This is a genomic window from Kribbella sp. NPDC058245 (assembly GCF_042882005.1).
Lineage (GTDB): Bacteria > Actinomycetota > Actinomycetes > Propionibacteriales > Kribbellaceae > Kribbella.
The window spans coordinates 353,434-380,327 of the sequence record NZ_JBHVWY010000002.1; the positions used below are offsets into that span (position 1 = coordinate 353,434).

The window sequence follows — 26,894 nt, forward strand, 5'->3', positions numbered from 1 at the left end:
TTCAGGCCTCTACCTTCGTCTCGACCGGCTCCTCGACGTCCTTGCGCTGACCGAGCTTCTCAAGCCAGCCAACCAGCAGCGCATGGACCGCGTCGGAGCCTACGGGAGGCTCCTTCAGCTCCCAGCGGGACGGGTGCACCAGCACCGCCTCGGTCTGCCAGCCACCGATACCGCCGTGGCAGCCGACCAGCTCCTCGAACGCGGCCACCTCCCGTGTGTAGTCGTCGACCCGGCTGACCACGACGACGTCGCCGTTGTGCGGCAGCTCGGCCTGCCGCAGGATCGACGCCGGCGCAAACGGCCCGTACGGCGCCAGCGGGTCCTCGCCTTCGATCCGCCCAGACTTGAGAACCCGGACACCGGCCCGGCCGATCGCGACCGGTCCCTCGGCCAGGGAGTCGACGACGACGAACCCGACGCCCGGGTGCGTCGCCAGGCCGGGGATCAGCTTCGGATGCAGCAGTTCGAGCTCTTCCAGCGGCACCCGTCCCGGTGTGGTCGCCAGGTAGATCAGCGCCAGGTTGCCTGAGGCCGTGACCACCATCTGTTCGTCGGAGTTCACCGCCGGCTCACAGTCCTTCGGCCCCAGCTCTACCTCGCCCCGGCCGGCCTTGCCGTGCAGTGCCTTCCGCGTCACCGAGCCGGCCACGCTGCGACGCAAAGAGAGCTCTGTCAGGAACGCGTTCACCGGTCCCCAGCCCTCGGACCTCCCGACCGCCGCCACCGGTTCACTGGTCGTGTCGACCAGCTCGTCGACCACCTCGGTCAGCGTCCGGCCGTACCGCTGCAGGAACGTCGCTCCCTGGCTCTGACCGTGGTCGGACAGGACGACGATCTCGTACGAGTGCGGGAGGATGTCGATGAACCGCTGGAGCGCACCGAGCACCCGGTCCAGCCCCTCCAGCGTCTGCAGGGACTCCGGCCGAGTCGGACCGGCGTGGTGCGCCACCTCGTCGTAGTCGACGAAGTCGCAGTAGATGACCGGTGTGCCCTTCACCAGCTCGTCGGTGATCAGCGAGACGTTCAGATCGCGCAGCAGCACGTTGGTGATCGCCCGCAGGAAGATGTAGCTGCCGCCACGCTTCACCCGTGGCACCAGGTTGCGCCGGCGCTGCCTGCGCGCCTGGAACAGCTCCTTCACCATCTCGGCGACGCACAGCACCAGTCCGCGGGCAGCACCCTGCGGACTGGAGAAGAACCGGACGTAGCCCCGGCTGCGGCTGTTCGGCAGCGCGGCGCGGCTGAACACCAGCTCACAGTGCTCGGCGTCTCCGGACCAGTTGTTGCTGATGCTGACGCCACCGTCCGCGAGCAGCCCGCGGCCGGTCGACATCCGTGCCTCGATCTCGGCGGCGTCCCGGCCCCGGTTCGTCACCATCACCCGGCCGGTCTCTTTCTCGTACCACCGGAACGCGGGGATCTGGCCGGAGCCGCCGTGCAGGATGCCGGCCTGACTGGCCGGAGTCGTGGCCGGTACGCCGGTGTGCCACTCCACCATCGAGTGCTTGCCGTCACGGATCCAGCCACCCAGATGCGGCAGGTTGCCGGACATCACCATCCAGTTGAGCAGCGGTGCCGACAGACCGTCGATCTGGATGATCAGCATCCCGGTCCTCGGCGCTGCGGTGGCCCTGCGGGCCCGGCGGCGCACCACCCGCATCACCTCGGCGACGTACGCGTCGTCACTCCCGGCGTACGCGAACCAGCCGACGAAGGCGCTGACCGACGACATCACGATCGACACCACCAGCAGTGCCTCGGGACCGCCGTGCAGGTTCACGCCAGGGTCGACGGTGATGCCGAGGTAGACCACTCCGAACTGGGACAGCAGTCCGCCGACCAGTACGCCGATCGAGCCGATCAGGACCGCGACTCCGGCGAGTATCCAGCGCATCAACACGCTGAAGACCGCCAGCAGCACGACCAGCCGCAGAATCGGCATCCGACCGTCGCTGCTGATCTGGGGCAGCGTCCAGAACGTGATGATCAACGAGATCAGGGACAGCAGCCCGCCGACGAGCATCGCCTGCAGACCGCGGCCGGTTCGCCGCCAGTCCAGCCAGAACGGCCGACGTGATCTCCGGTCGCCGGAGACCTGTTCCGGTGGTTTCGCCATGTCCTGCCCGTGCTCCCCGTGCCCGTCCGGTGTGGTGCTGTCGCTGTGGTGCAGTACCGAGCGTACGAGGCGAGGTACCGCCGGGACGCACCGCGCCACGCACCGGACGGGCTGTTCCCGGGTCAGGGCCGGGGTCGTGCCCGGTAGGTCCCTGACCCGACAGCATGGCCGCTACTGCAGTTCCAGGTGGTCCACCTCGGTGTAGAGATCGCCCTTGGAGAGCCGGACGGTGTTCCAGCCGGCATTCAGAGTGACCGGGACCGCGCTCTCCTGCCAGTTGTCCCAGCCGGTGACCGGGTAGCTCACGGAGCCCTGGCTCACACCATTCACCGACAGGCCGTGGCTCGCCGTACCGGCAGAGCCGTTGGCGTACCGCACGTTCAGCGTGTAGCCCCCGGCAACCGGTGCGTAGACCCGGTTCTCCACCCAGGAGTCCGCGTAGTCGATGTAGCCGACCACCTTGCCGTCAGAGGCGCCATTGGCGTTGGCGCGCACCACACAGTGGTTCAGTTGGCCGCTCTCGGACTCGGTCCGGACCCGGCTGCCGCGCACGACCGGGTAGTCGTTCGGCCAGCCGACATCGGCGACGTACAGGTGTCGGTCGTTGTTCTTCCAGCCGTGCATGAACACCTTGTCCCCGACGAAGTCGGCACCACCCGGCCCGCACACGTGGCCGTCGAAGGTCTGGGTGGTCATCAGCGGACGCCCGGCGACGCTCCAGGGTCCGGTCAGGCTGGTCGCGGTCGCGTACGACGTCTGGTAGTTGCAGTCGTTGTAGCCACCGGTCGAGAAGAACAACAGGTAGCGACTGTCGCGCTGGACGAGGTCCGGCGCCTCGATGATCCCGCTCGAGCTCAGCAGCGCCGTGTCAGCGCCGACCAGGGTCCGGCCGTTGTTCGTGGTCTTGGTCAGCCACAGCGTCGACGGCTTGCCGATCGCGTTGCCGTCGTTCTTCCAGACCAGGTAGCGGGTCCCGTTCCGGTCGACGAAGGTGTTGGGGTCGATCGCTCCGCCGAGGTCGAGCGGACAGATGAGCGGTTCGGTCCCGACCGGCGTGAACGGGCCGCGGGGTGACGTGGCGGTCGCTACTCCGATGCACTGGCGGCCGGAGGCCTTGTGCCAGGCGGTGTAGGTCAGCGTGTAGGTGCCATCGGGATTCGGGTACACGTCCGGCGCCCAGGTGCGGCCCGGCTGAGCCCAAGCGGCAGACGGGCCACCAGGCATCGCGTCACCCCGGATCGTCCACGGTCCGCTAGCGCTGGTGGCTGTGGCGACCGGGACGGCCCAGGGGGTGCTGTTGGTCGAGTAGGCGTACCAGGTGCCGTTCTGCTGGAAGACATCCGGATCCGGGAAGTCCTGGGCGACGATGTCGGCCGGGAAGACCGCACCGGCCAGCTCTTGTGCAGCCTGGACAGGAGCAGCGGTCAGGCTGAGGGCCGCGGCAAGTGTCGCCACGAGTAGTCGTCGAAGCATCTGACTCCTTGGAGTGGGGGCGGGACCTGCAGTTTTACATCGATTCACCTAGGGCGCGAGACCCCGTTAGGGTGAAGACTTCAGCTAGTCGGATTCTGCCTGGTCAAGGGAGTGTGGAGTGAGCTATTCACCGTGGGTTTCAAGGCGCAAGCTGCTCGCAGCTGCGGCAGTACTCGCCGTAGCCGCGGGGGCCGTGGTCTCGCAGGCCGTCGGCTCGACCGCGTCGGCTGACGAGACCCCGCTGCAGACCCAGCTGGACCAGCTGCTGACCAACCCGGCCTACACCGGGTCGCAGGTCGGCCTGGTCGTCCGGGACGCCACCACCGGCGAGACGCTGTACAACCGCAACGGCGGCAACCGCCTGATGCCAGCGTCGAACACCAAGTTCTTCAGCTCCACCGCCGCACTCGCAGTGCTCGGTCCGTCGTTCCGCTTCCACACCGACGTGCTGGCGAGCACTCCGGCCAAGAACGGCAAGCTCAAGGGCAACCTGTACCTCAAGGGGTACGGTGACCCGACCACGCTGGAGGCGGACTACATCGCCCTGGCCAAGCAGCTCAAGACTGCCGGTGTGACCCGTGTCGACGGCGACCTGGTGGCCGACGACTCCTACTTCGACCACACCCGTCTGGGCGACGGCTGGGCCGGCGACGACGAGTCGTCGTACTACTCCGCGCAGATCTCCGCACTGACGCTCGCCCCGAACGGCGACCTCGACTCCGGTACGGCGATCATCGAGACGCTGCCCGGCGCTGCGGCCGGTGACCCGGTGAAGCTCAACACCGTGCCGGCGAACGACGTACTCAAGGTCGTCAACACCGCCACCACCGGTGCGACCGGCTCCGCCAGCACTCTGGTCGTCGAGCGTGAGCACGGCACCAACACCGTCCGGGTCAGCGGCTCATTCCCGCTCGGTGCCGCCAAGTCGAGCAAGTGGGTGACCGTCTGGGAGCCGGAGCTGTACGCGGCCGACGTGTTCCGCCGGGCGCTCACCGCCGAGGGCATCTGGGTCCACGGCAAGATCAAGAACGCCACCACACCGACCGGCGCCACCGTGCTGGCCAAGGACGAGTCGATGACCGTCGGCGAACTGATGAACCCGTTCCTGAAGCTGTCGAACAACATGCACGCCGAGCACCTGGTGAAGACCATGGGCGCTGTCAAGAAGGGCCAGGGCACCTGGGCTGCCGGTCTGGCCGTCGTCAACGACTACGTCAAGAGCAAGGGCGTGGACACCAGCACCATCCGGCTCAGCGACGGCTCCGGTCTGGCCCGCAAGGTGAACGTGACCGCGAACTCGATCACCACGCTGCTGCTCGCCGTACAGCAGGAGCCGTGGTTCCAGCAGTGGTACACCGCTCTGCCGATCGCGGGTAACCCGGACCGCTTCACCGGAGGCACTTTGAGTGCCCGGATGCGCAACACTCCGGCCGCCAACAACCTGCACGGCAAGACCGGATCCCTGACCGGTGCCACTGCCCTTTCGGGCTACGTCACCAACAAGGACGGGCGCAAGCTCGTGTTCTCCATGCTAAGCAACAACTACATCACTTCGCCCCGCCCCGTGGAGGACCAGGTAGGCGTGCTGCTCGCCTCCTGGAGTGACCAGACTCCCCCGGCTGCAGCGATCGCACCGCAGACCCGTCAGAGCGACCAGCCGGCTTGTGAGTCGGAGTGGGTCAAGGCCTGTTAAACCAGTCGACAGTACGGCGGTTGTTCTCCACGCTGTGGACATGACCGCCGTACTGCCAGACACCTTCATTGTGCGACCACCTGTCGAAGCCGACGCTCAAGCCGTCTTCGACCTGGTCGCCGCGTACAACACGAGCGTGGTCGGTTTCGCCGACTACACCCTCGACGATGCCGTCGACGAGCTCACCGAGCCCGGGTTCGATCCGACGACCGACGGCTGGCTGGTCTTCGACGGCAACCAACTGGTTGGTTACGGCTCGATCTTCGGCAAGGGCGAGTTCCACGTCCTCGACATGGACGCCGTCACCAGTGACCCGGCCGTCGAGGCCTACCTGCTCGGCGAGATCACCCGGCGCGGCCGCGAACTCGCCGCCGCCCACGGGCACACCTCGGTGCAGCTCGACACCGGCGTCTACCGTCTCGACACCGCCCGCCGCGAGCGCCTCGAGGCCCAGGGCTACCTTCGCGGTACGACGTTCCACCGGATGCGGGTCGACCACCACGGACCCGTGCCCACGCCGGAGACACCTGCCGGCGTCGTAGTCCGTCGAGGCACTCCGGACGAGCAGTCGCAGAAAGCGGCCCACCAGGTGCTGAACGAAGCCTTCGCTGGGCAGTACGGCTTCGAGACGCGGTCGTTCGAGGAGTGGCGCGCCTCCCACGAGGCACAGTCGACCTTCGACTGGTCCGGGATGACGCTGCTCGAGATCGACGGCAAAGCCGTCGCCATGTGCGAGTGCACCGACGCCTTTGTCCCAGACGACAACTGCAACTACATCGGCCGCCTGGGGGTGCTCGACGAGGCCCGCGGCAAGGGACTGGCCAAGTTCCTGCTCCGCGACCAGTTCGCCCTGGACGCTGCCGCCGGACGCACCGGCACCCTCCTGCACGTCGACACCAACAACCCGACCCCGGCGCTGGGTCTCTACCTGTCCGTCGGCATGACGGAGTCTCTCGTCATCGACTCTTTGCGCTGCACGATCGACGTGTGAAGCGACGGCCGGCCGGGGTGGTCGCGGTCCACCCCGGCGAGCCGTCAGTACTGGAGGATGCGCTTCCCCGTCGCGCCGGCGTAGACCGTGCGGGCGCCCAGTAGACGGCGCAAGTTGAGCTGGATCAGCAGAAACTCGCCGTTGGTCCGCGGCGGATAGCACTGCTGCCCCTCGGCCTCGTCCGAACCCAGCCGGTAGCGGTACGCGGCCACCCGGATCGAACTCTCGTCCTGACTCAGGATCCGGACCACCGTGTCCGGAAGACAACTCGAGTACGACGAAGTCATGTCGTACGGCAGTTCGACCGTCAGGTACTCCGGATGATCCGGGTCTGCGTTGACCGCGGCGATCCGGAGCTCACCGGCCAGCACCATGGTCGTTTTGCCGATCTTGAACTCCTTCGGCGGCGGACCGTCGTCCAGCAGGCCCGGCACGATCGGCTCACCCGTGTCAGCATCCAGGGTGACGACCATCTCCGGTCCGGCCGGTGCTGGGTCGGCCTGGGGCCGGTCGATCACCGCGAGCGTGGCTCCACCGGCCACAACGACAGCGGTCACCAGTGCAGCCGTCACCCGGTTGCGGGTCTTCCGGCCGCGGGCGGCGCGTTCGACGTACTCGAACGGCGGCGCCTCCTCGGGCGTCTGCTCGTCGACGTACTGGGTCAGTAACTCACGCATTCTCAGGCACCTCCTTGACCTCCAGCAGCGGCTGTAGCGCCTGCCGCGCCCGGGCCAGCCGGGACTTCACCGTGCCCATCGGCACCTGTAGCTCCTCAGCGATCTGGTCCAGCGGCAGATCTATCACGTGGTGCAGCACCACCACCGCCCGCTGTGCAGGCGGCAGTGTGGCCAGCGCCGACGAGACGTCCAGCGCCTCACCATCAGGTGGCGCCACGACCTCGGCCCTGCGTCCAGTGAGCCGCGTCAGCGCCTTGGCCGCCACCTGCTGCCGGCGAAGCCGGCTGATCAGCGTCCGGACCGCCACCGACCGCACCCACGCCTCCGGATCCTCGTACTTGCTGATCGACTCCCACCGGCCGAGCAGCTTCACGTAGGCGTCCTGCGCCACTTCCTCGGCGTCGGGCCGGGACCCACCGATCGACACCAGGACACCGATCAGCCGCGGCCAGCTCCGCCGGTACAGCACGGCCACATCCGGCACCTGATCCCGATCCACCGAGCTCCCTCTTCCCGCCGCCTGTGGTGATAACACGCGCTACCCCACCACCAGGTTCCACGAAATCCAGAACTTGTCGAGAGGAGATCTGAGAGATTACTCTCGAAACATGTCTCTCAGAAATCCGTACGGCGATTTCGAGATCACCGACCCGCAGGCGATGCGGGCGCTGGCTCACCCCGTCCGGCTGGCCGCGCTCAGCTGGCTGCAACGGCACGGGCCGGCCACCGCGACGCAGCTGTCGGAGCACGTCGGCGCCTCTCCCTCGGTGACCAGCTGGCATCTCCGCCACCTGGCTCAGTTCGGCCTCGTCACCGACGGCCCGCCCCCCACCGGCACCGACAAACGCCAACGCTGGTGGAACGCGGTGAGCCGCGGGTTCCGCTACCAACTGCCGGAAACTCCCGAGGGCGCCGCGGCCGGCCGGCTGCTGCGCGTCGAGGTGATGAACCAGATTCTCGAGACCGCACAGCAGTGGCTGGTCGAGACCGAGCCCGGACTCGACCCCACGTGGAGCCGGGCGGCCGACTCGGCCAACACGCGCTTGGTCATCACGCCCGAGGAGGCCGACGAGATCGGATCCGCGATCGAGCAGGTACTCGCGCCGTACGTGCAGCGCCGGAACTCCGAAGAACCACCAGAGGGCGCCGCCTCGGTTCGCTACCTGCACCTGCTCCTGCCGGAAGCATGAAGCGCCCGGCCGTCACCAGTCTGTGGCGCGACCGCCGGTTCCGGCGGTTCTGGTCCGCACAGTCGGTCTCCGAGTTCGGAGACCGCATCAGTGAACTCGCGCTGCCGCTGATCGCGGTCACCCTGCTCGATGCATCCCCCAGCCAGGCCGGTCTGCTGACCGCCGCCGTCTGGCTGCCGAACCTGCTGTCGCTGTTCATCGGCACCTGGGTCGACCACCGGCCGGACAAGCGGCCGCTGATGATCGCGGCCGACCTGTCCCGGACGATGCTGCTGCTCAGCCTTCCGGCGGCGTACTGGCTGGACGTCCTCACCCTCGGCCAGCTCTACCTGATCGCCCTCCTGGCCGGAGCCGCGCGGGTCGTGTTCAACACTGCCTATTCGGCGTTCTTCGTCCGGCTGGTCGATCGCGACCATTTCCTCGAGGCGAACAGCAAACTCTCCAGCACCCGGTCGATCTCGTTCATGGCCGGACCGGCGGCCGGAGGCGTCCTGATCCAGTGGCTGACCGCCCCGATCGCACTCGTCGTGGACGCGGTGACCTTCGCGTTCTCGGCCCTCCAGCTCTCCCGGACGAAGGTCGCCCCCGCCCCGGCCGAGGCGACCACCGAGTCGTTGCTCCGCCGGGCCCGGGCCGGCATGGGGTACCTGCTGCGGCACCGGTATCTCCGGCACACTCTGGCCTGCTCGACCACGATCAACTTCTTCAACCTGATCGGTAGCGCGATGCTGGTCCTGTTCGCCAGCCGCGAGCTGCACCTGCCGGCCGGCACGATCGGCCTGGCCTTCGGTATCGGCTCGACCGGCGCACTGGTCGGCGCGGTGGCCGCGGCACCACTCAGTCGCGTGATCGGGGTAGGGCCGTTGATCGCCGTCGGCGCGATCGTCTTTCCGGGCGCGATCGCGATCGCGGCGCTCGCCGACGGGCCGATCTGGATGAAGGCCACCGCGCTTGCCGCCGCTCAGTTCGTCGGCGGGTTCGCGGTGATGTGTTACGACATCCCGAACAACTCACTGCAGGCCGCGGTCACCGACGACCGGATGCGCAGCCGGGTCTCGGGGGCCTACAGCAGCATCAATTACGGGATCAGGCCGCTCGGTGCGGTGGTCGGCGGGTTCCTCGGCACCTGGATCGGTGTCCGCGAGACCCTGTTCGTCTCCGCGGCCGGCGGCCTGTTCGCCGTACTGTGGCTGATCCGGTCGCCGATCCTGAGCACGCGCGACCTGGACGGCCTGGAGCCTCAGCTCTTGTCGATGTCGGAGAAGCCGGAGTAGAAGGCGTTGATGCACCAGCCGGAGCTGTCCTGGCGGGCGGAGACGCCACCGGTGTAGATCAGGTGCTTCTCGTTGCCGACGGCCGGGACCTTGGGGACCTCACGCTTGCCGAGCTTCCCGCCGAGCTCCAGCCCGGCCAGGTTCAGCACCGACTTGCCGGAGTTGCCGTACTCGATCACGTAATGGGGGCCCTGGGCAACCGCTGCGTTCACCCGCGGGATCGTCAGCCGCTTGCTCTTCTCGTCCTTGCAGGTCATCGCGTTCGCGGCGGCGGCATTGCGCGCGTTCACCTTGGCGACGAAGGACTCCATCGGCTTCATGTACGCCGGGTCCTGCTCGATCCCCGTCGACGAGGTCGGCACGGACGAGGTGGGCTGCTCACTCTGCTCCGAACTGGGCGGGGCCGACGACGCCGGGAACGTCGAGTTGGGCGCCGGGTTCGCAGTGTCCGAGTCGCCGCCGACCAGGAAGCCCGGCGCGAAGAACGCGGTCACCACGAAGACGATCAGCATCACGCCGAACGCCACGGAGGAGACGATCAGTCCGGTGTTGCGCGGCGTCTGCGGAGGAGGCGACGGCGGAACACTCCATTGCGGCTGCTGGTACCCCGAGCTCATGACACCCTTTCCGGCCAGTGGTCTGTACCGCAAACTTAACCACTGACCGGTTCAGGAATCAGTCGTGCACGGCTCGGTCAGCCAGGTCCTCGATGTCGTCGACCTTCTTCACGGTGGTCCGCAGCGGAACCTCCTTGATGAACAGGACCGCGATCAGGCTGACCGCCGCACACGCGGCCGCGATCAGGAAGATCCGACCGGTCGCATCGCCGTACGCGTGCCGAACCAGCTCCGCCAACTGCGGCGGCAGGTGGTTCACGTCGAGCAGGCTCTGCCCGCCCCCGGACGCCTGACCACGTGCACTCGCCGGCAGGCCGGCCAGGATCAGGTCCTTCACCCGGGCAGCCAGTACGGCGCCCAGCGCCGCGACGCCGACCGCACCACCCAGGCTGCGGAAGAACGACACCGTCGCACTCGAGGCACCGATCTGCGAGACGTCCACCGTGTTCTGTACGGCGAGCACCAGGTTCTGCATCATCATGCCCATGCCGATGCCCATCGACAGCATGCCGAGACCGACATACCAGTACGGCGTGGTGTGGTCGATCGTGCCGAGGATCACCAGGCCGATGACCAGAAGGATGCCACCGGCAACCAAGTAACGCTTCCACTTGCCGAACCGGGTGATCATCTGGCCCGATCCGACCGACCCGATGAACGAACCGAGCATCATCGGGATGGTGAGCAGACCGGCCTCGGTCGGGCTGTAACCGCGGGCGACCTGGAAGTACTGCCCGAGGAACAGCGCGCTGCCGAACATCGCGACACCGACCGCCAGGCTGGCCACGATCGCCAGGGCGGTGGTCCGCTCCCGGACGACCTTGAGCGGGACGAGCGGCTCGGAGACCTTGCTCTCGACCAGGACGGCGAGGGCCCCGAAGACCAGCGTGCCGACGACGAAGAGCGCGGACTGCCAGGACATCCAGTCGAAGTCCGTACCGGCGAAGGTGACCCACAGCAGCGGCAGGCTGGCCGCGATGCTGATCAGGATCGCGCCGAGGTAGTCGACCTGGACCTTGCGCTTGAGCAGCGGCAGGTGCAGGTACTTCTGCAGGATGATCAGGCTGATCACGGCCAGCGGGACGCAGACGTAGAAGCACCAGCGCCAGCCGAGCCACGAGGTGTCGACGATGACACCACCGATGAGCGGACCGGATACGGTCGCGACCGCCATCACCGCACCCATGTAGCCGGAGTACCGGCCGCGGTTACGGGGCGGGATCGCCGCACCGATGATCGACTGGGCCAGCGCCATCAGGCCACCCATCGCCAGCCCCTGCAGGACCCGGGCGCCGATCAGGAACGGCATGTTGTGCGCCGTACCGGCGAGAGCAGAACCGACCACGAACAGCGAGATCGCGAGCTGGACGAGCAGCTTCTTGCTCATCAGGTCGGACAGCTTGCCCCAGATCGGGGTGGAGACCGTGGTGGCCAGCAGGCTCGCGGTCAGCACCCAGGTGTACTGCGTCTGGGTCCCTTGCAGGTCGGCGGTGATCGTCGGCAGCGCGTTGCTGACGATCGTCGAGCTGAGCATCGCCGTGAACAGCGCGGCCAGCAGGCCGATCAGGATCTCGAGAATCTCGCGGTGGGTGAGTTCCGGAGCGCTGGGCGCTTGGCTCCGGGTCTCGGTGACAGTCATCAGTCTCCCGTTGTGTGTGAACGCCTCACGGAGTCGGCGGCCTCGGTGACGGCGCGGGCCAGCCGCTTCAGGACACCGGCGGCCTCACTGAGCGCGTCATCGTCGAAGTCCGCCAAGGCGGAGCGCAGTTGCTTGGTATAGGCGGAGTACATGGCCTCCAGCCGGATCTTGCCGTCGTCCGACACCCGGACCAGCCCCACCCGGGCATCTGCCGGGTCCGGCCGACGGCTCACCAGGCCGTCGGCTTCGAGGGTGGTCAGCTGCCGGCTCACGACGGACGCGTCGACGCCGAGCTTCGCGGCGATCTCTCCGCCGCGCTGCTCACCGTCGACCATCAGGACCTTCAGCACACTGGCGTCGGAGCGGCGCAGGCCGCTGTTGCCCGGCATCAGGTGCTTGTGCTCGATACAGCGCACGGCCCGGATCAACGAGCTGACCCCTTCGATCAGCTCCGAGGCCGACGCGTCCCGCTCTACCCCCGGGACGAGGGGTTCCTGAGCTAGTTGCATAACTCAACTATATACACGAATAGTTGGTTTCTGCAACCATATGTGCGGAGCGAACCGGTCCGGCCACGGAGGGTTACCTCAGGTCAGGTCGCCGTTCAGGCGGCCCAGGAGGCGGCCGAGGTCGGAGAGGTCGTCGGGGTTCCAGCCGTTGAAGATGGCGCGGAACTCGAGCTGGCGCTGGGCGCGCAGGGCGTTGAAGCGTTCGGCGCCGACGTCGGTGAGTTTGAGCAGGCGGGCGCGGCCGTCGTCGGGGTCGCCGATACGTTCGAGCAGGCCGAGGCTCTCGAGCTGGGTGATGCCACGACTCACCGTGGACTTGTCGAGTCCGAGGGACTGCGCGACGTCGGAGGCGCGGACACCGGCGCCGGCACCGCCCATGAACTCGACCTGGGAGATCAGCGCGTACCCGGCCGCGTCCATGTCGGGGTGCACGCGGCGGGCCATCATCATCGAGGCCGAGCGGGCGCGGCGGAAGAGCGCGGACAGCTGCTGCTCGATGTCGGCGACCAGCGGCTCGGGCGCCCGCTGGACCTCGGGGGTGGTCTCGGTCATCGGACCACGATCCCGGCGTCGCGCAACGCCTTCTTGACGTCGGCGATCCGGAAGTCGCCGAAGTGGAACACACTGGCAGCCAGTACGGCGTCCGCCCCGGCCTCGACCGCGGGCGGGAAGTGCTCGGGCGCACCCGCTCCCCCACTGGCGATCAGCGGTACGTCGACCACCGCGCGAACCGCCGCGATCAGCTCCAGATCGAAACCCTTTTTGGTGCCGTCGGCATCCATCGAGTTCAGCAGGATCTCGCCCGCACCGAGCTCGCAGCCGCGCCGGGCCCACTCGATCGCGTCCAGTCCGGCCGACCGCCGGCCGCCGTGCGTGGTCACCTCGAAACCGCTCGGCTGCCCGGGCGAACGCCGTACGTCGAGAGACAGCACCAGCACCTGGTTGCCGAACCGGTGCGCGATCTCCTTGATCACGTCCGGCCGCGCGATCGCGCCGGTGTTGATCCCGACCTTGTCGGCGCCGGCGCGCAGCAACCGGTCGACGTCGCCGACCTCACGCACTCCCCCGCCGACCGTCAGCGGGATGAAGACCTGCTCCGCCGTCCGGCCGACCACGTCGTACGTCGTCTCCCGGGATCCCGAGGACGCGGTGATGTCGAGGAAGGTGAGCTCGTCGGCCCCCTCCGCGTCGTACACCTTGGCCATCTCGACCGGGTCGCCGGCATCCCGCAGCCCGACGAAGTTCACACCCTTGACCACCCGCCCGGCATCCACGTCCAGGCAGGGAATCACTCGCACGGCAAGAGTCACGCGGGCCAGGATATCGGGCGACCCCTGAAACCCCGGTCGAATAGTCCCGTGTTCCCAACTCCTGGCCGGTCCGCTGAATCAGACTGTCCGATGCAACCCCATCCCCTGGAGGTAGTTGTTCATGCAGCGAACGGTGCGCCGGATCGGCGTCACGGCGGCAGTGGCGAGTCTGGCCCTGCTGTCGACGGCCGCGATCAGCACGGCGTCCACGGCCGGAACAGGGACACCGGGCGCTCCCGGCGTCGGTGACACGGTCTTCCCGAACCTCGGCAACGGCGGCTACCAGGCCGAGCACTACCTGATCGAGATGAAGTACGACGCCGCGACCAAGCTCATCGACGCCACGATGACGATGGACGCGCGATCCACCCAGCACCTGACCACCTTCGACCTGGACTCCTACGGGCTCGACATCCGGACCGTGGAGGTCGACGGCGAACCGGCGCAGTACCAGCAGGACGGGCACGAACTGGTGATCACACCAGCCGGCGAGCTCAGCTCGACCTTCACCGTCAAGGTGCACTACCAGGCCGACCCGCGCCTGCTGAAGCCGCCGCTCGGCGGGTTCGTGGCAACGCCGGACGGTTTCAGTACGGCGCCGCAGCCCGACGTCGCACACACGGTCTTCCCGGGCAATGACCACCCGTCGGACAAGGCGAGCTACACCTTCAAGGTCACCGCGCCCGCAGGCACGATCGGTGTCGCCAACGGGTCCAAGACCGGCGAAGAACCCAACGCCGACGGCAGTACGACGTACACGTATCAGTCCCGTGAGCCCCTGCCGACCGAGCTCGTGCAGATCTCCGTCGGCGACTTCGACGTGATCGACCGCGGTACGACGCCCGGCGGCGCGCGGCTGCGGGACGTCGTACCGAAAGCTCGCGTGGCCGACCTCGAGCCCGCATTGCAGCTCACCAAGGGGCAGCTCGGCTGGGTCGAGGAGCGGCTGGGTCCGTACCCGTTCGAGGCGTACGGCCTGCTGCCGGCGAACTCCGATGCGTCGGACGCGTTCGACTTCACCGGGCTGGAGACGCAGACGCTGACGCTCTACAAGCCGAACTACCTCAAGCGGCCGGAGAACCAGATCGGCACCCACATGGTGCACGAGGTCACCCACAGCTGGTTCGGCAACAGCGTCTCCCCCGCCGACTGGGGCAGCCTGTGGCTGAACGAAGGCAACGCCAACTACTACTCGTTCCTCTACCAGTACGAGCGCGGCTGGACCGACACCCACGGCAAGACCACCATGCTCGACCGGATGAAGGAGACCTACGGCAACGGCGACATCTGGCGGGCCAAGTCGGGCCCGGTCGCGAAGCCGAACGCCGCGCACCTGTTCGACGACATCCGCTACACCGGTGGCACGCTGACACTGTTCGCGCTGTCGGAGAAGATCGGGCTGGAGAAGTTCAACCAGATCCAGCTGGCCTACCTGCGCACCTTCAAGAACCGCTCCGCCACCACCGAGGACTACATCGCCCTGGCCACCCAGGTCTCCGGCGACCCGACCGTCCGTCCCTTCCTCGAGGACTGGCTCTACGGCACGAAGGAGCCTCCGATGCCGAACCACCCCGACTGGACCATCACCCCGCCGACCGCCAAGGCGCTGCGCACCATCGACGTGCAGCGAGACCGCTACGACGGCTGATCCGGATCTGCTCGGCCGCCCCCGTGGGTGGCCGAGCAGGCGGGCGGTTCAGATAGCCAGACCGAATCGACGGCGGTGCTACCGGGGTAGTACCGTAGGATCATGGCTGTTGAAAAGCTGAGTGTCTCCCTTCCGGACACCGTCGCGACCCGAGCCCGGCAGGCGGCCGAGCGGGCTGGTCTCCCCTTGTCCGCCTGGCTGGCCGAGGCCGCCGAGACCGCGGCGAATCTGGCCGAAGCGCATCTGGCCGCCGAAGAGTACGAGGCGACCTACGGCACGCCCGATCCGCAGGAGTTGCAGGCCGGCCGCGCGCAACTGGCGGAGGCCGGTGTCATCATCGGCGCGGCCGAAACGGCGGAGTACGCGGCCAGCCGCAGAGCGGCCTTGGCGCGTCTGCTCGGACTGCCTGAAGAGAAGCGGCTGGGATGACCGGCTTGATTCTGGACGCCGGCGCGCTGATCCACGTGGAGAACAAGCCGCGGGGTCGTGTCTACGGCCTGTGCCGTGATGCCCTGGACAGCGGAATTCATGCGCAGATACCGACAGTCGTGCTCGCGCAGGTGTGGCGTGCCAGCGCACGACAAGCACCGATCGCCACGCTGCGAAGGATCTGTCAAACGATCCCCTTCACCGACGACACAGCCGAGGCAGTCGGTCGGCTTCTGGCGCTGTCAGGTACCGCGGACGTGGTGGACGCGGCCGTGGTGGTGGCCGCACTCAGCCACGGTGGAGCAGTGTTGACCTCGGATCCCAGCGACATCAGCAAGCTCGCCGATGCCGCGGGGATCGCCGTACCGCTCATGGTTGTCTGACCCGGAACTGCGCGGCCGTCCCCTGTGGCGACCGCGCAGACGGGTGGTCAGCTAGCCGGGCCGATCAGCTTCCACGGTTCGTGGTCGGGGTCGGGCCCGGTTCCCGGGGCGTTGTTCTGGGTCCACCATTTGGCTTTCCAGACCTTGCCGTTGTACTTCACCGTGACCTGCTCGACCGCTTGGGTGGTCGGGTCGTAGACCTTGGCCGAGTCCCAGTTACCGGCGCTACATCCGCCGGCGGGTGGGGTCGCCGTACCGAGTCCCTTGAGGTTGTCGGTCACCGGCGCGTACGCCGTTCCTCCGATCGACAGGCTCGTGTTCACCGGGCCCGTGATCGGGAGGAAGTAGATGATCGGCAGATCAAGAGTCTTCCCCGCCGGGATGATCTGGCAGTAGTCCAGCGTCGTGCTCACCCGATGGAAGGTCGAACCGGACGTCAACTGCCACTGGCCTCCCTGGTCACCGGTCTGCCAGTTCACGTCCTTGACCAGCGGGGACGTGGACGCCGGGATGTCGAACGACAGCTTGGTGTCCTTACCGCCGCCGAGCGTCCGGCCGGTGTTGTTGGTGATCCGGACGGTCGGCTGCAACGGCCAGAGGTTCGCCGTGGCGGTCGGGTAGTTGACCATGTCCACGCTGATATTCGCTGTCACGGCAGGCGCCGTACCGGAGCTTCCACTGCGGAGATTGTTGTCATAGGCACCTGAATTGCCGAGCTTCTCGTTGAGCCGCGTGGTCAGCGTGTAGCCCATCCCGCAGGGGTGCTGGGCGTCGACTGTATCGGGGCACGCGAAGTCGCCACCGAGTTCCCACATCATCACGCCACCGGCTCCCGTGGACTTCACCAGATCGGTGACCGCGTCGATGCCCTGCTCGTCCTCGGTGGACAGGAACACCTTCTTGTCGTTGTTCCAGAGCCAGGAGGTCTTCGTGGTGTTGTCCCAGTAGCGGGAGTACTGACCGCTCAGCTTGTCAGCGGCGTCATTCGGGTCCAGGCCGACGTTCGGCGCGTACCTGGGGAAGATGTTCTTCTCCAGGTTCTTCGTGTGCCACAAGGGGTTCGTCCCCGAGCCGAGCTCACCGCCGTTGGACGTCTCGTCGTGCCAGATGTTGTCGATCCCGATCGCGCCGTCACCACAAGGACGCCGTACGCCGGTCCCTGGTTCGCAACCGTTCTTCTGCGAGTTGCCCCACAGACCGTTCGTCCCACCGGTGACGTTCTTCCAGCCGCGCGTGTAGTACGGGATGCCGATGTTGACCCGCCCGGCCTGCATGGCGCCGCGCAGGTACTTCATCGCCCAACTCGTGTTGAAGTAGCCGATCCCGCCGTACTCAGGTGTCGAGTACTGGTCAGCGAGTTCCGGGTCCTTGCCGTCGTCGAACAACGCGGCGTTCGGACCGACCACGTCGTTCCAGGTGCCGTGGTAGTCGTAGGCCATCAGGTTGGTGAAGTCTTGATAGTCCAGCGCAGTCTGGTTGGCCATGCCACGCACGAGGTAGCCGGAGGCCGAGGACGCCGAGGTGAGCTGGTAGTACTTGTCATCGGCAACAGACGCCCGGTTGAGTGCATCGCGCAGCGTCTTCATCAAGGCCGCGTACGACGTGGGCAATCCCTTGCGACGCGGATTCGCCGTACTCCAGTCGTTGGGGTTGCCGGTGTCGTCCAGCACGGTCGGGTACTCGAAGTCGATGTCCACCCCGTCGAACCCGTAGGTGCGCAGGAAGTCCACGACCGAACTCGAGAACGTGTCGATCGCACCCTGGTTGACCGAACCGTCAGCATTCGTGGTCATCGAGTAGAACCCACCCGACCCCGCCCAGCCGCCAACGGAGATGAGCGTCTTCACCCGCGGGTGCAGGCGCTTGTACTTCGTGAGCTGGTTGAAGTGACCCTTGTACGGCAGCGACGGGTCCATCTCGGCACCCGTCTGACCCGGCCACTCCATCGTGGTCGCCGCATCGTCGACGCTGATGTGGTTATTGTTCACGGACGCGAACGCGTAGTTGATATGCGTGACCTTCGACCACGGGATGTTCTTCACCAGATAGTGCGGCGTCCCGTCGGCCCCGGTCCGCCCACCGTTGAAGTAGGCAACAACCCGGCGGTCACGACCCTGGCCCAGCCACTCCCGGCCGTCCCCTTGATAGATCTTGCAGTACGGCGTTGCCACGCCCGGCGTCGTCGCCAGACCGTCCGGCCGGCAATCAGCGGCTGTCGTCTTCGACGCAGGCCGCGTGCCGCCGTCGTCACCACCCGGGTGCTGCTCCATCGGGTCGCCGACTCCCCCGTTGTCGTCCACGGGATCCGGGCCGGTGCGGTTGCGCTCGACGATCTCGTCGATCAACCCGCCACCCGGGAAGTCCATCATGATCACGCCGGTCCGCGACATCGACGGCTCACCGCCGAACTTGTCGTCACGACCCGGGTAGAACTCGGGACACCGGCCGTCGGTGTCATGCAGGCACTGGATCAGGAACTCGTTGACGCCGTTCGCGGTCGGCGTACCACCGGCGACGGTGAACGGGTGCGCGCCCGAACCCGAACCGCTGGTGTAGTTCACGTACATCGAGTTCGGCTGGTAGACGTGCTCCTTCTCGCCCGGCCGGCTCAGGTCCCAGACGCCGTTCGTCCGGCGCAGATGGGTGCGGACCTTCTCCCACTTGTCGTCGATGTCGCTGATGTCGTCGACCTGGTAGTCGTCCTGGACCCACTCGTCGTTGGACCCACCGCCGGGATACGGAATCTTCAGGCCGTAGCCGCCGTAGATCCCACCCCGCACACCGCGGAACGTCGTCAGCACGATCTTGCCGCGCGTCTCGCTCAGCTTCGGGGTGTCGGCCTGGTCGGTACCGGTCACCGACGGCGCCCAGAACAGGCTGCTCCAGTTGGTCGCCGGGTTCGAGTTGTCGCCGTCACCCGTGTACGCCTTGCCCTCCAGGTACGACCGCAGCGTCTTCAGCCGCCACTCGTCGTTCCCGTAGCCGTCGGCGTCGTTGCAGGACCCGGTCTCACCGGTGCACTCGGCCTTCAGATGCAGCAGGATCGTCTCGCGTGGATGCGCGGCGAGGAAGTCCCGCGCCTTCGTCAGTACGTCGGTGAAGTTCGCCCACTGGTAGTAGGTCCCGTGGTGGACGGTGAAGCTCATCCCGGCATCGCCCTTGTCCACGCGGACCCGGATGTCGATGGCGCGGATCCCGGCGTTGAACTGCGTGGTCAGCGTCTGCGCGCTGTACCCGTGGTTCTCCTGGGTCTTGGTGATGCTGGTGGTCACAGGGTCACAACTGTCGCCGCCAGTACCGGAGTACCCGCAGAGCGCGAGGCTGTCATGGGTACCGGGGACGGAGAGCTTGTCGAGCGTGGTGTCGCCGGGGACGCGGCTCATCCAGTCGACGTTCGAGGCCGAGGCGCTCTCGATGCTGTTGTAGTACTCGTTAGCGGAGGCAACTCCACTCGTCATCACCAGCGATGCGGCGGTGATCGCGAGCGTTGTCACGGCAGCCAGAAGCAGCCGGGATCTGGGCATGGGTCTTCACCTTCGGTCGACAGGGGGCGGACGTCGAACGCGACGAGCATAGGCCCCATGAAAGCGCTCCCACAATCCCCTGGAAACGATCCCACAACGTTGTAACGCTCCAATCCCACGCCAACGTCCGAACACCCGCAGTACCTGGTCGGCGTGTCTTCGGACGTTGTGGTGTTTGCTGCCGGGGCTGGTGATGCGAAGGCGGGCGAAGCCGCCTTTGTGGTAACAAATGGGCAATAGGCGACCAGGATGTTCCACAAAGCGAGCAACTCCCGGGGACACCTGCGGTCGTCACAGGCTAACGTCCGAAAACACGGAGACGGGCACTCCGGTCCTTCGGACGTTGGCTGAATCCCCCCGTTAACGTCCGAAAACGCGGAGACGGGCACTCCGGTCGTTCGGACGTTAGCCGGGTGCAACGGCAAGGGGAGCGGCGGCTGACCGGGGTCTACTTCCTGACCTTCTCGATCGCCCCTCGCGAGACGACCGACCCGAGTCAACCCTTACCGTCAGGTCGGCCGCCGCGTCAGACTACTTCCAGGCTTTGCGGCGGCTGTCGGCTGCCTGGACCGGGCGGGTGGATTCCCAGACGCGACGCCAGCGGGCGGAGGTGTCGGGGCCGGTCTGGGCGGGCGAGGTGCCCGCGGCGACGCGGCGGCGGGACTCGTACCAGGTGGTCGACTCCTCGTCGAGCAGCGCGGCGACGGCGGCGGCGATGCGCGGGGCGAAGTCACGAGGGCTCTCCCCCTCGGCGGCGTGCAGCGGGTCGCCGTACCGCACTGCGACCGTCGGGCGGCCGGGGACCGGCCAGCCGCGGCCGCGCGGCATCGCGGCGAACGAGCCCTTGATGCCGACCGGGATCACCGGCACGTTGTGCTCGACCGCGAGGTAGGCCGCGCCCATCCGGAAGCGCTGCAGCCAGCCGTCCGGGGAGCGGGTGCCCTCGGGGAAGACCACGACGTTCCAGCCGTCGGCGAGCAGGTCGCCGGGCGTCGCGCTGAGCTTGCCGCCGCGACGCTCGATCGGGAACGTGTTGAACACGATCGCCGAACCGGCCGCCCGCCACCAGGTGTCGAAGAAGTAGTCGGCGGCCGCCGCCATCGCCGTACGGCGACGCATCGCGTCCGGCAACGACAGCAGCAACAGCGGCGTGTCCAGGTGCGACGAGTGGTTCGCCACGATCAGCGCCGGGCCGTCGAGCTTGAGCAGCGAGTCGAGCCCGCTCACCTGCGGCTTGACGGTGCCGTTGACGATCGCGTTCAGCGGGCCCTTCTGGAGCAGATCGCGAACGGCGATCGCACCCGGCGTACGGGCCCACTTGGTCGGGAAGACCGAGGTCTCCTTCGGTACGACGTACGGCTCGGCCGAGCGCGGGACCTGCGCCCGCCGGCCCCAGCGCCAGCCGCGCGCGACCAGCTTGACGTCCTTCGTGGTCTCGGAGGCGAACTTCACCAAGCTGTTCCCCATCAGTGCACGTCCGCGATCAGGTGCGGCGGGTTGTGCAGATAGGTGATCGACGGCGACCGGCCGACCGAGTGGCTGACCATCTCGAGCGCGTCCTGCAGCGTCGAGGCGGAGCGGAAGCCCATCCGCTCGACCGTCTTGCGGTTCGCGCCGACCCAGACGATGTCACCGCAGTGGTCCAGGGCGTGGCTGATCCAGTACCACATGTAGAACGGGTGCACGCCGTGGTACGCGTACGACGTCCGGTACAGGTGGATGTACCACGGGTCCTCGGCGTACTGCTTCTCGAACTTCGCCTCGATGGTGGCCGGGTCGGTGGACTCCGACAGCACCTCCTCGAAGAAGTCGACGTACGACGGGTGGTGCAGCTGGCTGAACTCGTACGGCACCGGGTGGTAGAGGATCAGCGCGCCGTCCTTGCGGACGATCGGGTTCCCCTTGTACGAGTTGAAGTGGTAGCCCATCCCCATCACCGCGGCGAGGATCGGGTTCATCACCGAGTTCACGTTGTAGGGGCTCAGGTACGGCACGCCGATGACGCCGACGTCGGCCTGCCCCTGCACCTCGACCAGGTGCTGACGGTGCACCATCTCGAGCGTCTTCTCGTGCACCGGCTCGATCTTGCCGGCGTTGATCCCGGTCAGCCCGTACGGCGAGCGCACGTCGGTGTAGATCTTGTGCCGGATCTTGCTGCCCGCGGCGGCCAGCCCACGCTTGGCGCCCAGCATCGAGGCCTGGTCCTTGAGCGACCACTCCCACTCCCGCTTCTGCAGGAACCCGAGGCCGCCGGTGAACAGGTCGTTGTTGAGCGTGGTCTCGATCTGGAAGACCTTGACGTGCTCGGTCAGCACCTCACCCATCCGCCAGGCCGAGTGGTGCATCTTCGAGGCCTTGTGGTCCATGAAGGACCGCGAGTGGATCATCGTGTGGCTGTTGTGGTGGTGCTTCAGCGACTTGTACGACGCCAGCCCGATCGAGGTGGACTTGTGGCCGCCGTCCATCGCCACCAGGTTCACGTTCACGTAGACCAGCAGGTCGGACTCGGCCGCCCGCTTGGAGATCTCGACGTCCTCGCCGTGCCGGGTCTGGCCCAGGTGGGTCAGGTTGCCGGCGTCCTCGGCGTCGAAGTTGTAGAGCTTGCCCTCGGGGAAGAACGACCGGAAGATCCGCTCGCCGACGATGTCGCGCAGCTCGTTCGGCGTCAGCCGCCGGTGCAGCGCGTTGGCCGAGATGATCTCGACGTCGTCGACCCCGGCCTGGGCGGCCAGCTCGAGCACCGCCTCCATCACGCGCTGGCGGATGTCCGGCTTCTTCATCGGCGGCAGCGGCAGCGAGATGTCGTCGAACGCGATCGTCAGCCGCATCCCCGCGTGCAGGAGCTCGGGCAGCGGCTCGGACTCGATCGGGTTCAGCAGCGCGTTCTGAATCGCCTCCTCCACGTCGCGCACCGCCGGCAGTGCCTCCGGCGGGTACACCACGCGGGTGCCGAGCGGGAACCGCTCCAGCAGGAAGCCCTCACCGTTGTGCACGATCAACGGCGGCGTGCGGTCGTCCACCTCAAGCACAAAACCTGGCCGGGACATGTCAGAAACCCTCTCGTCGTACGGCGGGCGCCCTCATGAGGCCCTCACATCGAAAGCAACCTTGACCGTGCCGAGGCGGCCGGCCGAATGCGCGTGGTCGAGTGCCTCACGCCAGCGGTACAGCGGGTACTTGGCCCCGACGACCCCGTCCAGCGGGGCCTTCGCGGCGAGCTCCAGCGCGGTCTCGAAGGCCGGGCGGCCGTTCGGCTCCGACGTCGAGGACGCGTAGGTTCCGGCCACCTCCAGCTCCCGGAACCACACCGGGGACAGGTCGACACCGGTCGACGGCATGCCGGACAGGACCACCCGGCCACCGGCCTTGGTGACCCGCAGCACGGTGTCGATCGAGTCCTTGCTGCCGACCGCGTCGACAGCGACGTCGACACCGCCGAGCAGGAACTCCTTGGCGCCGAGGTCCGGCTTCAGCCGGAACGCACCGGTCGCGCGGCGCACGCCCCGGAACACCTCATCAGGCGCGACCACATCGCTGGCGCCGAACGCCCGAGCGAGCTCGCGCTGCTTGGCGTGCTTGGCGACCACGGTGATCCGGCCGGCCTGGGTCAGCTCACGGATCGCCAGCGTGGCGAACAGACCGACTGCACCGGCGCCACTGATCAGCACCGACTGTCCAGCCTGCACGTTGGCACGCAGCGCAGCATGCACAGCACCTGCCAGCGGCTCAACCAGTACGGCGCGCTCGTCGCTCAGCCCCTCCGGTACGGCGTACAGCTGGCTGCGGTGAGCGATCATCACGTTGCCCCAGCCACCGCCGGTGTCCTGGCAGAAGCCTGTCTGCAGACCGGGCTTGAGGTGGCCGACCGTGATCCGGTCGCACCGGTTGGTGTGGCCGGACACGCAGCCCTCGCACAGCTCGACGCCGCGGGTGGCACACGTCAGGACGCTGTCCATGACGACCCGGGTGCCCTTCGGCAGGTCCTCGCAGTCGTCCAGCAGCTCACCGACGACCTCGTGACCGGGCACGAACGGCAGCGATACCACGGCGGAGAAGTACATCTTGGTCGAGCCGAACACCATGCCGAGGTCCGAGCCGCAGATCCCGGACAGGATCGGCCGGATCCGTGCCCAGCCCTCCCGATCGGCCTTCGGTTCGTTGATGGTGACGAGGCGCAGCGGCGCCGCCGGTCCGGTCAGCACGCTGGGGATGCGGCCGCCGACCGCCTTGGCCGCCAGGTACTTGGCCGGCGACCGGTACATCTCAAGGGCCAGCATCATCGGGCGTTCACCCCCGGAAGCTCGAGACGGGACGAAGTGGACGGGGTCTTCCAGTCGACGATCTGCCAGCGCCCCGCCCGCGCGGCGCGGAACAGCGAGACGTCCGGCGAGACGGCGACCGGGTTGCCGACGGTTGCCAGCATCGGCAGGTCCGAGTGGCTGTCGGCGTACGCGAAGGACTTCGACAGATCGATGTTGCCGGTCCGGGCGCGGTGCTTGATCCACGCGGCCCGGGCCTCACCGACCAGCGGCGGCCCGGACAGGTAGCCGGTGCAGCGGCCGCGGTCGTCGACGGCCAGCTCCGCCGCGACGATCTCGTCGAACAACGGCTCCAGCGGACGGGTCAGCGGCCGGATCGCTCCGGTGATCAGGATCGTCTTGTGCCCGGCAGCCCGGTGCTCCCGAATCCGCCGTACCGCAGCGCCACTCAGGCGCTCGAGCACGTGCTCGGCGAGGATCTCGTCGACGATCCGGTTGAGCTCTTCCAGGTCGGCACCCTTGTACCGGCGGTAGATCGCGCGCAGGAACGCACCGCGGTCCTTGCGCTCGGCCGAGACCAGCTTCGGCAGGCGCCGCAGCATCTGCCCGATCTCGCCGACCCGCTGCGGACCGTCCAGCTCGGGCAGCCGCATCCACAGGTAGGTCTCGATCACGTTCGACGACAGCAGCGTGCCGTCCATGTCGAACGCGGCGATGATCTCGCCGTCGTCGGAAGGCTTCACCTTCTTGAGGACGCCCGCGGTCTCGGCCAGCCCCTTGTTCCGCTTCTTGCGGACGACGTCGAGGCGGCGCATCGACTCGGTGATGCTCGGGCAGTGCACTTCCTGGATGTAGTGCTGCCAGTCGACCACCGCGGTGTCGCAGGCGAACTTCACCCGGTCGTCACCCTCGAGCGCGTTGTGCAGCGCGAGCACGTTGTCGTCGATGAACTGCAGCTCGACCTGCGCGTACTCGGAGTACAGGTCCATGTAACGGCGCAGGAAGTCGATCCGGCGCTTCTGCACGTCCAGCTCGCGAGCGAACTTGCGGGCGCGCTCACCCCGCGGGACCCGCGTGACGACCGCGTCCGCGATCTTGTGCGCGCGTTCGCCGTACCGGAGCATCGACTCGACCGAGTCGCCACCGGGGAACTTCCAGACCGGCAGCCGGACCGCGCCGCGCTCGCCCAGGTCGAACGGGTGCTTGGAGAAGTACGCGCGGATCCCCTTGTACAGCTGCTCGAACGTGAGCGGGTTCCGGGCGCCGGAGCCGACGTGGTAGTACTCCGGCTTGTTCAGCTCGGGCTCGGTCGCCATCACCGCGCAGATCGCGCCGACCACGTGGTCGACCGCGACGATCTCGATCACCGCGTCCGGGCTGGCCGGGAACTCCGGCAGCTCACCGCGGCCGTAGGCCAGGATCAGCGGCTCGGCCATCTTGAAGCCCTCGATCCAGCCCGGGTGCGGGCTCTCGACCGCGGACTCGATGATGGCCGGCCGGACGATCGAGGTCGGGAACTTCGCCGAGAACTCCTCCACCACGCGCTCGCCGAGCGCCTTGGTGAACGTGTAGCAGTCGGTCCAGCCGAGGCTGCGGGCGCGCTCGGTACCGGTGTCGACGAGCCGCTTCGCGACCCACTCGGTACGGCGGCGCTCGGTGTCGGCCGCCGCGGTCAGGTGACCGGCGCGGCGGTGGATCTTCTCGGCCGCCTTGCGGAACTTGGCCAGCATCGGCGCGGACCGCGACTGCTCCTCGATCCGGGGCCGCATCGACATCCCGGCCTCGGCCTCGACCCGCCAGTCGACGGTGTGGTCGACCGACGCCTCCGGGATCGCGCCGCGCCGGCGACCGGCCGTGTAAGCGGTGGAGATGTGCACGTAGTGGATCTTGCGATCCGTGCCCTGCCGGCTCTCGTCGATCCGCTCCAGCAGGCTCTTGGTGCCGAGCACGTTGGTCGTGAACGCCTCGTGGATCGGCGGGTCGAAGCTGACGTCGCCGGCACAGTGCACGACGATGTCGAGATCGTTCGGCAGCGCCGGTACGTCGGACAGGTCGCCCTCGACCACCTCGATCCGGGCCGCGGTCAGCGCCTCGGCATCGGCGTACGGGGTGCCCTCGCCGTAGAACGGCTTGAAGATGTCCTTCTTCAGCAACTGCGCCATCCGCATGGCGCCGGTCAGCGAGCCCTTCGGCCGGATGATCGCCACCACGGTCGTGCCGGGCAGATCGCCGATCATCCGGTGCAGCAGTGCCTCACCGACGAAACCGGTGATCCCGGTAACGAGGACCTTCTTGTCCTTCAGTTGGTCGGCCAGACTCACTTGTCGCCTCCACGCGTGAGTTCGAGTGCCTCGGTCAGAGTGAACGCGCCGGCGTACAGAGCCTTACCCACAATGACGCCCTCGACCCCGTCTTGGACCAGCGTGCTCAACGCGCGCAGGTCGTCGAGGCTCGAGACGCCACCCGAGGCGATGATCGGCTTGTCCGTGCGCGCACACAGGTCGCGATACAGGTCCAGGTTGGGCCCCTGCAGCATGCCGTCCTTCGTCACATCGGTGACCACGTAGCGCTCACAGCCGGCCGTCTCCAGCCGCTCGAGCACCTCGTACAGGTCACCGCCTTCCTTCGTCCAGCCCCGCGCGGCCAGCGTCCGGCCCCGCACGTCCAGCCCGATCGCGACCCGGTCGCCGTACTGCTGGATGATCCGGTCGCACCACACCGGGTCCTCGAGCGCCGCCGTACCGATGTTTACCCGACGGGCACCGGTCGCCAGCGCAGCCTCCAGGGAGTCGTCGTCGCGGATCCCGCCCGACAACTCGACCTGCACATCCAGCTTCCCGGTCACCTCGGCCAGCAGTTCACGGTTGCTCCCGCGCCCGAACGCCGCGTCCAGGTCAACCAGGTGCACCCACTCCGCCCCAGCCTCCTGCCACGCCAGCGCCGCCGCCAAGGGCTCGCCGTACGACGTCTCACTCCCCGCCGCACCCTGCACCAGCCGAACCGCCTGACCGTCCGCCACATCGACGGCAGGCAGCAGCACCAGATTGCCAGCCCGGGGCGGTGGGGTGGGGGCCGAATCAGACACAGACATGGGCCACACCCTAGAGGGCGTTGATGGCCGTTTCGTAACCCACTGCCCTCCTGAATCACTCAGAATCAATC

General features: G+C 67.6%; 22 protein-coding genes. 7 read left to right on the plus strand and 15 right to left on the minus strand.

Translation table 11 applies throughout. The features are described 5' to 3' along the window. Position 1: 1 nt before the first annotated feature. Both ACFVWG_RS05175 and ACFVWG_RS05180 read right to left on the minus strand, forming a co-directional pair. Complete coding sequence (locus tag ACFVWG_RS05175) at positions 2-2,116, minus strand: alkaline phosphatase family protein (RefSeq protein ID WP_391541859.1); 2,115 nt, start codon at positions 2,114-2,116, stop codon at positions 2-4. Between the two features lie 171 nt (positions 2,117-2,287). After that, a complete protein-coding gene (locus ACFVWG_RS05180) occupies positions 2,288-3,589 on the minus strand; it encodes a family 43 glycosylhydrolase (protein ID WP_391541860.1) in 1,302 nt (433 codons plus the stop codon). A 118-nt stretch (positions 3,590-3,707) separates the two neighbouring features. Here ACFVWG_RS05180 and dacB point away from each other — a divergent pair, with 118 nt between their 5' ends. Further along, on the plus strand, positions 3,708-5,282 hold the full coding sequence (dacB, locus tag ACFVWG_RS05185) for a D-alanyl-D-alanine carboxypeptidase/D-alanyl-D-alanine-endopeptidase (RefSeq protein ID WP_391541861.1): 1,575 nt from the start codon (positions 3,708-3,710) through the stop codon (positions 5,280-5,282). Between the two features lie 40 nt (positions 5,283-5,322). Next, positions 5,323-6,273 (plus strand): GNAT family N-acetyltransferase, encoded by a 951-nt coding sequence (locus tag ACFVWG_RS05190; RefSeq protein ID WP_391541862.1) that lies wholly within the window; start codon positions 5,323-5,325, stop codon positions 6,271-6,273. A gap of 44 nt (positions 6,274-6,317) precedes the next feature. Here the strand turns inward: ACFVWG_RS05190 and ACFVWG_RS05195 are convergent, their stop codons facing one another. Beyond that, positions 6,318-6,950 carry a hypothetical protein gene (locus tag ACFVWG_RS05195; protein ID WP_391541863.1) on the minus strand — a complete coding sequence of 211 codons (633 nt, stop codon included), beginning with the start codon at positions 6,948-6,950 and terminating at the stop codon, positions 6,318-6,320. After that, a complete protein-coding gene (locus ACFVWG_RS05200; RefSeq protein WP_391541864.1) occupies positions 6,943-7,449 on the minus strand; it encodes an RNA polymerase sigma factor in 507 nt (168 codons plus the stop codon). Before ACFVWG_RS05200 ends, ACFVWG_RS05195 begins: the two co-directional genes overlap by 8 nt. Before the next feature lie 109 nt (positions 7,450-7,558). On the opposite strand from ACFVWG_RS05200, the gene ACFVWG_RS05205 reads away from it, so the two are divergent. Then, on the plus strand, positions 7,559-8,140 hold the full coding sequence (locus tag ACFVWG_RS05205) for an ArsR family transcriptional regulator (RefSeq protein WP_391541865.1): 582 nt from the start codon (positions 7,559-7,561) through the stop codon (positions 8,138-8,140). Then, positions 8,137-9,414 (plus strand): MFS transporter, encoded by a 1,278-nt coding sequence (locus ACFVWG_RS05210; protein ID WP_391541866.1) that lies wholly within the window; start codon positions 8,137-8,139, stop codon positions 9,412-9,414. Before ACFVWG_RS05205 ends, ACFVWG_RS05210 begins: the two co-directional genes overlap by 4 nt. Here the strand turns inward: ACFVWG_RS05210 and ACFVWG_RS05215 are convergent. From ACFVWG_RS05215 to hisF, 5 genes are all read right to left on the minus strand, one after another. Further along, positions 9,381-10,031, minus strand: a complete 651-nt coding sequence (locus ACFVWG_RS05215; protein WP_391541867.1) for a hypothetical protein — start codon at positions 10,029-10,031, stop codon at positions 9,381-9,383. The genes ACFVWG_RS05210 and ACFVWG_RS05215 overlap by 34 nt on opposite strands. A gap of 58 nt (positions 10,032-10,089) precedes the next feature. Beyond that, positions 10,090-11,670 (minus strand): MFS transporter, encoded by a 1,581-nt coding sequence (locus ACFVWG_RS05220; RefSeq protein ID WP_391541868.1) that lies wholly within the window; start codon positions 11,668-11,670, stop codon positions 10,090-10,092. Beyond that, positions 11,670-12,179 (minus strand): MarR family winged helix-turn-helix transcriptional regulator, encoded by a 510-nt coding sequence (locus ACFVWG_RS05225; protein WP_391541869.1) that lies wholly within the window; start codon positions 12,177-12,179, stop codon positions 11,670-11,672. The genes ACFVWG_RS05220 and ACFVWG_RS05225 overlap by 1 nt, the downstream gene beginning before the upstream one ends. Positions 12,180-12,257: 78 nt before the next feature. Next, positions 12,258-12,731 carry a MarR family winged helix-turn-helix transcriptional regulator gene (locus ACFVWG_RS05230; protein WP_391541870.1) on the minus strand — a complete coding sequence of 158 codons (474 nt, stop codon included), beginning with the start codon at positions 12,729-12,731 and terminating at the stop codon, positions 12,258-12,260. After that, entirely contained in the window at positions 12,728-13,489 is a 762-nt protein-coding gene (gene hisF / locus ACFVWG_RS05235) for an imidazole glycerol phosphate synthase subunit HisF (protein ID WP_391541871.1), read from the minus strand. Before hisF ends, ACFVWG_RS05230 begins: the two co-directional genes overlap by 4 nt. 121 nt (positions 13,490-13,610) lie before the next feature. Here hisF and ACFVWG_RS05240 point away from each other — a divergent pair, with 121 nt between their 5' ends. From ACFVWG_RS05240 to ACFVWG_RS05250, 3 genes are all read left to right on the plus strand, one after another. Further along, positions 13,611-15,137 carry a M1 family metallopeptidase gene (locus tag ACFVWG_RS05240; RefSeq protein ID WP_391541872.1) on the plus strand — a complete coding sequence of 509 codons (1,527 nt, stop codon included), beginning with the start codon at positions 13,611-13,613 and terminating at the stop codon, positions 15,135-15,137. Positions 15,138-15,239: 102 nt separating this feature from the next. Continuing rightward, positions 15,240-15,566, plus strand: coding sequence for a hypothetical protein (locus ACFVWG_RS05245; RefSeq protein WP_391541873.1), 327 nt, complete (start codon positions 15,240-15,242; stop codon positions 15,564-15,566). Beyond that, positions 15,563-15,949: a hypothetical protein gene (locus tag ACFVWG_RS05250; RefSeq protein ID WP_391541874.1), complete on the plus strand. Its 387-nt coding sequence runs from the start codon at positions 15,563-15,565 to the stop codon at positions 15,947-15,949. The genes ACFVWG_RS05245 and ACFVWG_RS05250 overlap by 4 nt, the downstream gene beginning before the upstream one ends. Before the next feature lie 47 nt (positions 15,950-15,996). On the opposite strand, the gene ACFVWG_RS05255 is transcribed toward ACFVWG_RS05250, so the two are convergent. The 6 genes from ACFVWG_RS05255 to priA form a co-directional block, all read right to left on the minus strand. Next, positions 15,997-19,473: a phosphatidylinositol-specific phospholipase C domain-containing protein gene (locus tag ACFVWG_RS05255; protein ID WP_391541875.1), complete on the minus strand. Its 3,477-nt coding sequence runs from the start codon at positions 19,471-19,473 to the stop codon at positions 15,997-15,999. Positions 19,474-20,004: 531 nt separating this feature from the next. Beyond that, the gene (locus ACFVWG_RS05260) at positions 20,005-20,940 is read right to left on the minus strand and encodes a lysophospholipid acyltransferase family protein (protein WP_391541876.1); all 936 of its coding nucleotides are present in this window, start codon (positions 20,938-20,940) and stop codon (positions 20,005-20,007) included. After that, positions 20,940-22,520, minus strand: coding sequence for a lactate racemase domain-containing protein (locus ACFVWG_RS05265; RefSeq protein ID WP_391541877.1), 1,581 nt, complete (start codon positions 22,518-22,520; stop codon positions 20,940-20,942). The genes ACFVWG_RS05260 and ACFVWG_RS05265 overlap by 1 nt, the downstream gene beginning before the upstream one ends. Before the next feature lie 33 nt (positions 22,521-22,553). Further along, on the minus strand, positions 22,554-23,753 hold the full coding sequence (locus ACFVWG_RS05270) for a zinc-binding dehydrogenase (protein WP_391541878.1): 1,200 nt from the start codon (positions 23,751-23,753) through the stop codon (positions 22,554-22,556). After that, the gene (locus tag ACFVWG_RS05275; protein ID WP_391541879.1) at positions 23,750-26,053 is read right to left on the minus strand and encodes an HAD-IB family hydrolase; all 2,304 of its coding nucleotides are present in this window, start codon (positions 26,051-26,053) and stop codon (positions 23,750-23,752) included. Before ACFVWG_RS05275 ends, ACFVWG_RS05270 begins: the two co-directional genes overlap by 4 nt. Then, the gene (gene priA / locus ACFVWG_RS05280) at positions 26,050-26,823 is read right to left on the minus strand and encodes a bifunctional 1-(5-phosphoribosyl)-5-((5-phosphoribosylamino)methylideneamino)imidazole-4-carboxamide isomerase/phosphoribosylanthranilate isomerase PriA (protein ID WP_391541880.1); all 774 of its coding nucleotides are present in this window, start codon (positions 26,821-26,823) and stop codon (positions 26,050-26,052) included. The genes ACFVWG_RS05275 and priA overlap by 4 nt, the downstream gene beginning before the upstream one ends. Positions 26,824-26,894 lie beyond the last annotated feature (71 nt).

What these genes read in the sequence shown, in the direction of transcription:
- ACFVWG_RS05175 (WP_391541859.1), bottom strand. Translation starts at nt 2,116, where the DNA reads ATGGCGAAACCACCGGAACAGGTCTCCGGCGACCGGAGATCACGTCGG.
- ACFVWG_RS05180 (WP_391541860.1), bottom strand. Translation starts at nt 3,589, where the DNA reads ATGCTTCGACGACTACTCGTGGCGACACTTGCCGCGGCCCTCAGCCTG.
- ACFVWG_RS05190 (WP_391541862.1), top strand. Translation starts at nt 5,323, where the DNA reads ATGACCGCCGTACTGCCAGACACCTTCATTGTGCGACCACCTGTCGAA.
- ACFVWG_RS05195 (WP_391541863.1), bottom strand. Translation starts at nt 6,950, where the DNA reads ATGCGTGAGTTACTGACCCAGTACGTCGACGAGCAGACGCCCGAGGAG.
- ACFVWG_RS05205 (WP_391541865.1), top strand. Translation starts at nt 7,559, where the DNA reads ATGTCTCTCAGAAATCCGTACGGCGATTTCGAGATCACCGACCCGCAG.
- ACFVWG_RS05210 (WP_391541866.1), top strand. Translation starts at nt 8,137, where the DNA reads ATGAAGCGCCCGGCCGTCACCAGTCTGTGGCGCGACCGCCGGTTCCGG.
- ACFVWG_RS05215 (WP_391541867.1), bottom strand. Translation starts at nt 10,031, where the DNA reads ATGAGCTCGGGGTACCAGCAGCCGCAATGGAGTGTTCCGCCGTCGCCT.
- ACFVWG_RS05220 (WP_391541868.1), bottom strand. Translation starts at nt 11,670, where the DNA reads ATGACTGTCACCGAGACCCGGAGCCAAGCGCCCAGCGCTCCGGAACTC.
- ACFVWG_RS05225 (WP_391541869.1), bottom strand. Translation starts at nt 12,179, where the DNA reads ATGCAACTAGCTCAGGAACCCCTCGTCCCGGGGGTAGAGCGGGACGCG.
- ACFVWG_RS05230 (WP_391541870.1), bottom strand. Translation starts at nt 12,731, where the DNA reads ATGACCGAGACCACCCCCGAGGTCCAGCGGGCGCCCGAGCCGCTGGTC.
- ACFVWG_RS05240 (WP_391541872.1), top strand. Translation starts at nt 13,611, where the DNA reads ATGCAGCGAACGGTGCGCCGGATCGGCGTCACGGCGGCAGTGGCGAGT.
- ACFVWG_RS05245 (WP_391541873.1), top strand. Translation starts at nt 15,240, where the DNA reads ATGGCTGTTGAAAAGCTGAGTGTCTCCCTTCCGGACACCGTCGCGACC.
- ACFVWG_RS05250 (WP_391541874.1), top strand. Translation starts at nt 15,563, where the DNA reads ATGACCGGCTTGATTCTGGACGCCGGCGCGCTGATCCACGTGGAGAAC.
- ACFVWG_RS05255 (WP_391541875.1), bottom strand. Translation starts at nt 19,473, where the DNA reads ATGCCCAGATCCCGGCTGCTTCTGGCTGCCGTGACAACGCTCGCGATC.
- ACFVWG_RS05260 (WP_391541876.1), bottom strand. Translation starts at nt 20,940, where the DNA reads ATGGGGAACAGCTTGGTGAAGTTCGCCTCCGAGACCACGAAGGACGTC.
- ACFVWG_RS05265 (WP_391541877.1), bottom strand. Translation starts at nt 22,520, where the DNA reads ATGTCCCGGCCAGGTTTTGTGCTTGAGGTGGACGACCGCACGCCGCCG.
- ACFVWG_RS05270 (WP_391541878.1), bottom strand. Translation starts at nt 23,753, where the DNA reads ATGATGCTGGCCCTTGAGATGTACCGGTCGCCGGCCAAGTACCTGGCG.
- priA (WP_391541880.1), bottom strand. Translation starts at nt 26,823, where the DNA reads ATGTCTGTGTCTGATTCGGCCCCCACCCCACCGCCCCGGGCTGGCAAT.